Raw genomic sequence first — 7,827 nt, forward strand, 5'->3', positions numbered from 1 at the left:
CCCCCGCCATCTTCGTCAAAAATCTACTGTTAGTACAGCGCTTTACCGCTGCTGTCTTTGACGTTGGTTTTCCATGCCGCGCGAACCTGCTCTACCACGCTTTCCGGCAGCGTCGCGTAATCCAGCGCATTCGCTTCTTTCCCGCCGTTTTTATACGCCCAGTCGAAGAACTTCAGCACTTCAGCGGTCTGTTCCGGCTTGTTGGTCGCCTTATGCACCAGGATGAAGGTGGTTGAGGTGATCGGCCATGCATTTTCGCCTTTCTGGTTGGTCAGGTCCTGAGCGAAAGACTTGCTCCAGTCAACGCCTTTTGCGGCGTTAGCGAAGTTGTCTTCAGTCGGGCTAACCGGCTTGCCGTCGGCAGAGACCAGCTTGGTATACGCGAGGTTGTTTTGCTTGGCGTAAGCGTATTCAACGTAACCAATCGAGCCCGGCAGACGCTGAACAAAGGCGGCGATACCGTCGTTGCCTTTACCGCCCAGGCCGGTTGGCCAGTTAACGGTAGAGCCGGCGCCGATTTTCGATTTCCACTCTTCATTCACTTTGGACAGGTAGCTGGTGAAGACGAAGGAGGTACCGGAACCATCGGCGCGGCGGACCACGGCGATGTTCTGCGACGGCAGCTTCAGGCCCGGGTTGAGTTTAGCGATCGCTGCGTCATCCCATTTTTTAATTTTACCCAGGTAGATATCACCGAGGGTTTTGCCATCCAGCACCAGTTCGCCGGATTTCACGCCAGGCAGGTTAACCGCCAGTACCACGCCGCCAATCACGGTCGGGAACTGGAACAGACCTTCCTGGGTCAGTTTGTCATCAGCCAGCGGAGCATCAGAAGCACCGAAATCAACGGTGTTGGCAATAATCTGCTTAACGCCACCAGAGGAACCAATACCCTGGTAGTTCACTTTATTGCCGGTTTCTTTCTGATAGGTGTCAGCCCATTTGGCATACACCGGCGCAGGGAAAGTTGCGCCTGCGCCAGTCAGGCTTGCTGCTGCGAAGGCAGAGAAAGCGCTCATCGATAAGGTCGCGGCGACAACTGTTGCGACGGTGGTACGCATAACGTTCATAATGTCTCCTGCTGGGATTCGTAAATCATTGTTTCGAGGCTATGGTGAGCAAAATAGGTCAAAGAGGTGACAGTAAAATGTACGAATTATGACAGTTTTATGACAGGCCGAAAGAAGGGATTTTACAGCAAATAATAAATATATAACTCAGATAGTTATCTGTAATCATGACCGTGCAATGACAGAATAATTTTCTTTTTATGACAGCGAAATCGGACCGCAAAACGTTCGTTTGTCACCTACCGCCAGCCAAAATATTTCGCGCAAGTTCGGTAATAAACAGCAGGTGAAAATAAAAAGGGCCGCCGCCGGCAGCCCTGTGGGAGGAAAATAAAGTGTCATCCTAACTACAGGACCCTGCAACGTAGCAATTCCTGCAAAAATCCATTTAAAACAATGACTTATTTCAATTCTGCCATCTGCAAGCGTTTTGTGGGGATGGAGGCCGGAATCATTAAAGTATCATCCTAATTTTCGCTCAACCTTGGAAAATGCTGAGAATCGTAAAAATAAAGTTTCATCCTTTCCGCTACTAGTTCAAGGCTTTCTTCCGGCCGCCGGCAACAACGCTGCTTGGCTGAGGCGATCCACTTGCGCTACCGCTCACTGATCAGATCGCACTTGAACTCGACGAGCAGCCAACCATCAGGCCGAGCGTGATCGCCAAAAAAAACGGATCATGCGAAATCCTTCGTTGAGGGGTTGTAAGCCGGAAACCCAGAAATTTCCGTCAGCCGATCAACATGGCTTGTCTCGCGCTTGGTCGATGAGTTCCTGCATCGCCCGCATGACTTCTTCGTGGGTGTACGACTTGGCGTTGGGGTCGTCGGCCTCTCGGAGAGCTTCCTCGACCTCGCGGGTCATCCGCGCATATTCTTCCGGCCACAGCGCTTGCTCCATGCGCAGCGACGCCTGCCCAAGCAGGTGCAGCAGGCCGAACAGCCGCATGTCATTGGTGGCGACGACGTGCTCTCGAATCCGCTCCTGGATCACCTCGCAGGCCCGATGCGCCTCTGGCGTCGCCGTGCCCTCGTAGCCGGCTGGGAGTTCTGCTTCTTCAGCGATTCGCGCCCAAGCGATAGCCAGCGCCTCGATGGTGGACAGGTTCATTTGCTCATCCACTTGCGCAGCAGACGCTTTTTCAGGGAGGCGCGCTCTTGCGGATTGCGTCCCTTGTGGTTGGCAATGCGATCCGCCGTGGCGGCCTGGCGCTTGATGGGCCAGTAGGAGCGGCCATCCTTACCCATCGACCAGACGTTGCTGACCTGGTTTTCCAGTAGAGGCAGATGGGCGCATAGAGCTTCCGGCGACGCGCTGGCCAGCGCGGTGCGCTCGTGAGTTCGCCAGCAGCCGCAGCAGTTCATCGCCGCGAAAGCCACGCCAGAATCCGAGCAGCACCAGCGCTCGGTCCCGTTGGTGGCGAAGCGCTGCCGCTCCATCGCCCCGGGCATGCGCCGCAGCGATCGCTGCAGCCAACCAGTCATCGAGCTCGACCAGCCGCCGAATCTGGAGCGGCGCGGCTTGCTTGACCTGGCGGGTATCCGGATTTTTTGGTTGATTGGCTCATATCATGATGACGGAACCAACCATCAGCTCAGCGGATTACCTGGTTGATGACGACTCTTCTTCACGGCCCCTGCAAGTTTGCAGCAACGCCCAGGTTCGCATGCCGAGATACGCAGTGAGGCTTCGCGATCAACACACCATGCATTCACAATGTCACTGCAAGGTCCGGCATGTCTCTGCTCAGTCCTTACGGCCTGAGCTAGCCCTATACAGCTGTTGTTTGCTCTCCTCGCTGATCCCCGTCAGGATGCCGCAGGCATTGATCTCCCGACCCTCGTTGCAACTCGCCCTCAGTGAAACGAGTTGTTGCTCAAGCGCTTGCAGAGCAGTTATCTGCGACCGCACATGAGAGATGTGGTCATCGAGCATGGCGTTGACGGCGGTACAGGGCTGGCGAGGGTCGTCCTGATAGCTCTGTAGCTCGCGAATCTCTGTCAGTGACAGGTCCAGAATTCGGCAGCGGCGGATAAAGGCAAGCCACTCGCCATGCTTCTCGGTATAGACACGGTAACCATTCTCCTGCCGTTCTGGCGGCGGCAACAGGCCCTGCTGCTCATAGAAGCGGATCGTCTGCGTGTCGATACCCGCTATCTGGGCTAACTGACCAATGCGCATCAGGCTTACTCCTCAACGGATCATCTGTCCCATTGACCTTATAGTAGCTATATAGTTTTTAATACTAGCAATCTATGTTGGTTAACTGGAGCCGTATCGTGAGTAAAGCCTGTGGTGGCCCATGTAGCTGCGATGCAACGCCTGCAGCGGATACCGATATGCCGGTCTCCTCCGAAGCGTCAGGGGAATGGGTCAGCGTGTATGCTGTGCCGAAGATGGATTGTCCCTCAGAAGAACGGATGATCCGCTTGGCGCTGAACGGCTTTGATGAGATTCGAACGCTGTCCTTCGACTTGTCGAACCGCCGATTGGAGGTCGTGCATGACGGCGAGGCTGAGCCCATTACCGCGAAACTGGCGACCTTGGGGCTAGGCGCCTCTCTTCAGGAAACCGTCATTGCCGACCCAGAGACGATCAAGGCCGCTAAGAGCTCGGCAGTCTCTGCTACGCAGGAGTCAGGCACTCTGCGCGTGTTGCTCGGTATCAATGCGATCATGTTCGTGGTGGAAATGACTGCTGGCCTGATCGCCCAGTCTACCGGCCTGATCGCTGATTCCCTGGATATGTTTGCCGATGCAGCCGTCTATGGCCTGGCTCTCTATGCCGTAGGGCGCAGTGCGAAAATGCAGGTACGTGCCGCGCATCTGGCAGGGGTACTGCAACTGATTTTGGCTATCGGCGTACTCGTCGAGGTGGTGCGACGCTTTGTTTTCGGTAGTGAGCCTGAATCGCTGATGATGATGGCGATCGCCTTCGTCGCGTTGATCGCCAATACCGGTTGCCTGCTGTTGATATCCAAGCACCGCGAAGGCGGCGCGCATATGAAGGCAAGCTGGATATTCTCGGCCAATGATGTGGTGATCAACATGGGCGTCATCGCCGCCGGTGCCTTGGTCGCCTGGACGGGGTCCAGCTACCCTGACCTGATTATCGGTACCATCGTGGGCCTGATCGTCCTCAACGGCGCTCGGCGCATCCTGGCGCTCAAGGGGTGAGGCTGCACGGTACGCAGCTATCGATGCCTGGGACACTTGATCGAAGTGGCTGTACAAGCGCGCTAGGCCTGAACGACAGCATATAGCGCGAAGGCTCGGAGCCAGCAAGGTAGCGTATCTAGGAATCAACCAAGGAAGGAAGATGATGGATAGTATCTGGCTGGTACTCGGCCTGGCGCTGTTGCCCGCCTTAGGCAATTTTAGTGGTGGGCTCGCTGCGGAGGCCTCCCGAACTACCGGGCGCCGTCTCAATTACGCCCTTCACGGCGCTGCCGGCCTCGTCATTGCGGTGGTGGCGGTTGAAATCATGCCGCGCGTGCTAGAGAACCTCTCAGCCTGGGTAATCGCCCTCGCTTTCGCGCTGGGCGGCATTGCTTACGTAGGTATCGAGAAGCTCGTTGAGAGTCTCCAGAAGCGACAAGGCCAGCAGGGAGAAGGCGGTCAGACGAGTGTCTGGATGATCTATATCGCCGTATCCATCGACCTGTTCAGCGATGGCCTCCTGATCGGGGCGGGGTCGGCGGTCTCACCGTCGGTCGCGATAATCCTGGCGGCGGGTCAGGTTCTCGCCGATGTTCCTGAGGGCTTTGCGACGATCGCCACCATGAAAGATAAAGGAATCCCTCGTAGCAAGCGGATACTGCTCTCTGCTTCCTTCGCGATTCCTGTGCTCTCGGCAGCCGTCTTTGCTTACTTCGTACTCAGGAACCAGACGGAGGCATTTAAGCTAGCGGCACTGACGTTCACGGCAGGCCTTCTCACGGTCGCTGCCATCGAAGATATGGTCTCCGAGGCTCACGAGAGCGGTGACGATACGCACATCTCACCGCTGGCTTTCATAGGCGGCTTCGTCCTGTTCGTTCTGGTATCAGCGGGCTTGGAAGGGGTGGTATCGCAAAGCTAACGTACTGCTCCCCAACACAGCCACTGTCGTGCTGGCCGAATACGAAGCAGCTCCCAGCTTACGGCGCACCTAGTCGAGTCCAGAAACATTCACTTTGCCACCCTGGCCAGCCGGCCGAATGAATTGACGCAGCTTGATTAAGCGGAGCAAGAAAGCATGAGCCACAGGGTTGATCCTGGATTCGGAGGCGAGAGAGCATTGGGTGATAAGTGCGCGCTACCCTCTAGCCTATACACGGGCGTGCGCTATAAGCCGCTTCTGACAGGGGGGATGGCTCTACTTGCTGGAGGCGCCATGCCGCTTGCCTTTGCCCCTGTGGGCTGGGCATGGCTTGCGGTGATCGCTCTGGCAACATTTTTTGTCCTGACCGCGCAGTCTTCAAGGCGTCAGGCGCTGTGGTCGGCCTACCTCTTTGGCCTTGGCTACTTCGGCGTGGGTGTCTCCTGGGTCTTTATCAGCATTAGCCAGTACGGCAATGGCCCCGTGGTGGCGGTGTTAGTCACGGCGGCCTTTGTCTCGCTGCTCGCCCTCTTTCCATGGGGCGTCGCGTACCTCGTGCGCTGCCTGCGCCCTGAGATGGATGCAATGGCACTCTGGCTAGGGCTACCTGCGGCATGGGTGCTGAGTGAATGGATGCGCACCTGGTTCTTGACCGGCTTTCCCTGGCTCTTCATTGGCTACAGCCAGACCGACACCATACTTGCCACTATCGCTCCCGTCTTTGGCGTGCTTGGCGTGAGTTTACTGGTGGCACTTCTCGCTGGCGGGCTTGCCTGGGTTGTCCAGGGGCCAAGCCTGCGCCGTGCTGCGGTAGTCGGTGCCGTGTTAGTCGCTACCCTCGCCGGCTTGCAACTGCTGGATCGTGAATGGACGCAGCCAGCCGCTGACCCGATCGATGTCGTCCTCTTGCAAGGAAACATCGCGCAAGACAAGAAATGGGACCCGAGATACCGGGACATCACACTTGAGCGCTATCAGGCGCTTACCGCGCAGCATCTCGGAGCCGATATCGTGATCTGGCCAGAAGCGGCAATCCCGATGTGGCATGACCAGGCCAAAGCATATCTTGCTGAGCTTGAGGCGTTAGCCGATCAGGCAGGCACATCGTTAATGATTGGCGTCCCGGTACGCGAGGCGGAGGGCCGTACCTACAACGCCGTGGTAAGCCTCTCCGATCCCTCAGGCTTCTACTACAAACGCCACCTGGTGCCCTTCGGTGAATATGTTCCGTTTCGGGATCTTTTGGGGTCGGCCCTCGACGTGCTCGGGGCGCCCATGTCCGACTTCACACCGGGACGGGAAGCGCACGTCCTGAATGCAGCAGGGGTGCCCGTAGGGGCACTCATCTGCTACGAGGCGGTCTTTGGTGCCGAAGTCACTGAGCTTCTGCCCGAAGCGCAGTTACTGGTGAATGTCAGCAACGATGCCTGGTTCGGCAGCTCGCTCGGCCCCCTCCAGCATTTCCAGATGGCACGCATGCGTGCCATCGAAACCGGACGTGACCTTCTTCGAGCCACGAACACCGGTATCACAGCAGCCATCAATCATGAGGGCAAAGTGCTCAAGCGTGCTCCGCAGTTCGAAGTGGCCACCCTCAGCGCCGAAGTGACACCGCGAACTGGCGCGCCCCCTTATGTACGCTGGCGGGATTGGCCTGTTCTTGGCCTGACCGCACTCGGACTCGGCCTGCTCCTGCTCCGTCGAATTCGTCGGCATCATCGGTTGGGTACATGACGCTTGTTATTTAGCAGCGAGCAAATTCTAGATTGGGTCAGGAGGAAGGGGATATGTCTACTTATGGCAGTCGGCTCGCAGAGAAAGCCCACGAGCCGGGAAAGGCGATGCGCTGGCTGTGGCTCTCGCTCCTGTTACTGTTTGTCGATCAGGCGAGCAAGTACCTTGCCAGCACCATGCTAGCGCATGGTGAAAGCGTGCCTGCCGCACCCTTCTTCAATTGGGTCCACCGCCACAATACGGGGGCGGCCTTCAGCTTTCTCGCGGATGTCGGCGGTTGGCAGCAGCCGCTTTTCATCGGACTGGCCCTGGTTATCTCGATATTACTGGTGTACTGGCTTTGGCGTTCACCACGCGTACTGAGTTATCGGCTCGCCCTCAGTGCGATCCTCGGCGGCGCGTTGGGCAATGTCGCAGATCGCTTGCGGTTAGGCTACGTAGAGGATTTTCTCGATTTTCACTATGCCCAGTGGCACTGGCCATCGTTCAACCTAGCGGACGTATGGATCTTCCTCGGTGTCGCCCTCTTTATTTGGGCGGAAATACGACATCAACCAGGCAGCCGCCGCCGCTGAATCGCCTAGCGTCTTCGCTATCGCATGCTTGACTTCCGGAATAGGCGCGTCCTGGGCCTTGATAAGGCGGCACGCCTTCATGAGCCAGCTGTACGTTCCTGATGCACGACTGCTGCCAAGGGCTCTGCTGCATCCTAACCAATCTGGAAGAGCGCACCCTGCTGGACCTGCTACCCGGTCGTCAGCAAGAGAGGGTGACAAGACGCCTCATGAGCATGGCCAACCGCCACCAGGTCGAGATCGTCAGCATGGACATGTGGAAGCCCTACCGCCGCGCCTTCCAGACGGTGCTGCCACAGGCCCGTATCGTGGTCGATAAGTTCCACGTCGTGCGCATGTGTTGGCGCTGATGGAAAATTGACCCACCC

The 7,827-nt window shown here is 57.3% G+C and carries 8 protein-coding genes and 1 pseudogene; 5 read left to right on the forward strand and 4 right to left on the reverse strand.

The annotated features are described in order from the left end of the window. Window positions 1-29: 29 nt before the first annotated feature. The 4 genes from pstS to cadR all read right to left on the reverse strand — a co-directional run bounded on the left by pstS (window position 30) and on the right by cadR (window position 3,251). A complete protein-coding gene (pstS, locus tag HMPREF3096_RS05460) occupies window positions 30-1,070 on the reverse strand; it encodes a phosphate ABC transporter substrate-binding protein PstS (RefSeq protein ID WP_012543307.1) in 1,041 nt (346 codons plus the stop codon). A 738-nt stretch (window positions 1,071-1,808) separates the two neighbouring features. Then, a complete protein-coding gene (locus HMPREF3096_RS05465) occupies window positions 1,809-2,180 on the reverse strand; it encodes a hypothetical protein (RefSeq protein ID WP_023294894.1) in 372 nt (123 codons plus the stop codon). Then, window positions 2,177-2,554: a hypothetical protein gene (locus tag HMPREF3096_RS31745; protein WP_306464267.1), complete on the reverse strand. Its 378-nt coding sequence runs from the start codon at window positions 2,552-2,554 to the stop codon at window positions 2,177-2,179. The genes HMPREF3096_RS05465 and HMPREF3096_RS31745 overlap by 4 nt, the downstream gene beginning before the upstream one ends. A gap of 262 nt (window positions 2,555-2,816) precedes the next feature. After that, the gene (cadR, locus tag HMPREF3096_RS05475) at window positions 2,817-3,251 is read right to left on the reverse strand and encodes a Cd(II)/Pb(II)-responsive transcriptional regulator (protein WP_008175821.1); all 435 of its coding nucleotides are present in this window, start codon (window positions 3,249-3,251) and stop codon (window positions 2,817-2,819) included. A 98-nt stretch (window positions 3,252-3,349) separates the two neighbouring features. On the opposite strand from cadR, the gene HMPREF3096_RS05480 reads away from it, so the two are divergent. The 5 genes and pseudogenes from HMPREF3096_RS05480 to HMPREF3096_RS05500 all read left to right on the forward strand — a co-directional run. Further along, window positions 3,350-4,246 carry a cation efflux transmembrane domain-containing protein gene (locus HMPREF3096_RS05480; RefSeq protein WP_031693306.1) on the forward strand — a complete coding sequence of 299 codons (897 nt, stop codon included), beginning with the start codon at window positions 3,350-3,352 and terminating at the stop codon, window positions 4,244-4,246. Window positions 4,247-4,388: 142 nt separating this feature from the next. Further along, window positions 4,389-5,150, forward strand: coding sequence for a ZIP family metal transporter (locus tag HMPREF3096_RS05485; RefSeq protein WP_023294897.1), 762 nt, complete (start codon window positions 4,389-4,391; stop codon window positions 5,148-5,150). Window positions 5,151-5,444: 294 nt separating this feature from the next. Next, window positions 5,445-6,884 (forward strand): apolipoprotein N-acyltransferase, encoded by a 1,440-nt coding sequence (gene lnt / locus HMPREF3096_RS05490; protein ID WP_070544326.1) that lies wholly within the window; start codon window positions 5,445-5,447, stop codon window positions 6,882-6,884. Between the two features lie 107 nt (window positions 6,885-6,991). Next, window positions 6,992-7,459 (forward strand): signal peptidase II, encoded by a 468-nt coding sequence (gene lspA / locus HMPREF3096_RS05495; protein ID WP_028697018.1) that lies wholly within the window; start codon window positions 6,992-6,994, stop codon window positions 7,457-7,459. Window positions 7,460-7,587: 128 nt separating this feature from the next. Then, window positions 7,588-7,797: pseudogene (locus tag HMPREF3096_RS05500) on the forward strand (transposase); the annotation flags it as partial. Window positions 7,798-7,827 lie beyond the last annotated feature (30 nt).

It is taken from the genome of Klebsiella sp. HMSC25G12, from assembly GCF_001807705.1.
Taxonomy (GTDB): Bacteria; Pseudomonadota; Gammaproteobacteria; order Enterobacterales; family Enterobacteriaceae; genus Klebsiella; species Klebsiella variicola.

Excerpts from the sequence above, each read along its gene's own strand:
- pstS (WP_012543307.1), bottom strand. The coding sequence starts at position 1,070 with ATGAACGTTATGCGTACCACCGTCGCAACAGTTGTCGCCGCGACCTTA.
- HMPREF3096_RS05465 (WP_023294894.1), bottom strand. The coding sequence starts at position 2,180 with ATGAACCTGTCCACCATCGAGGCGCTGGCTATCGCTTGGGCGCGAATC.
- HMPREF3096_RS31745 (WP_306464267.1), bottom strand. The coding sequence starts at position 2,554 with ATGACTGGTTGGCTGCAGCGATCGCTGCGGCGCATGCCCGGGGCGATG.
- cadR (WP_008175821.1), bottom strand. The coding sequence starts at position 3,251 with ATGCGCATTGGTCAGTTAGCCCAGATAGCGGGTATCGACACGCAGACG.
- HMPREF3096_RS05485 (WP_023294897.1), top strand. The coding sequence starts at position 4,389 with ATGATGGATAGTATCTGGCTGGTACTCGGCCTGGCGCTGTTGCCCGCC.
- lnt (WP_070544326.1), top strand. The coding sequence starts at position 5,445 with ATGCCGCTTGCCTTTGCCCCTGTGGGCTGGGCATGGCTTGCGGTGATC.
- lspA (WP_028697018.1), top strand. The coding sequence starts at position 6,992 with ATGCGCTGGCTGTGGCTCTCGCTCCTGTTACTGTTTGTCGATCAGGCG.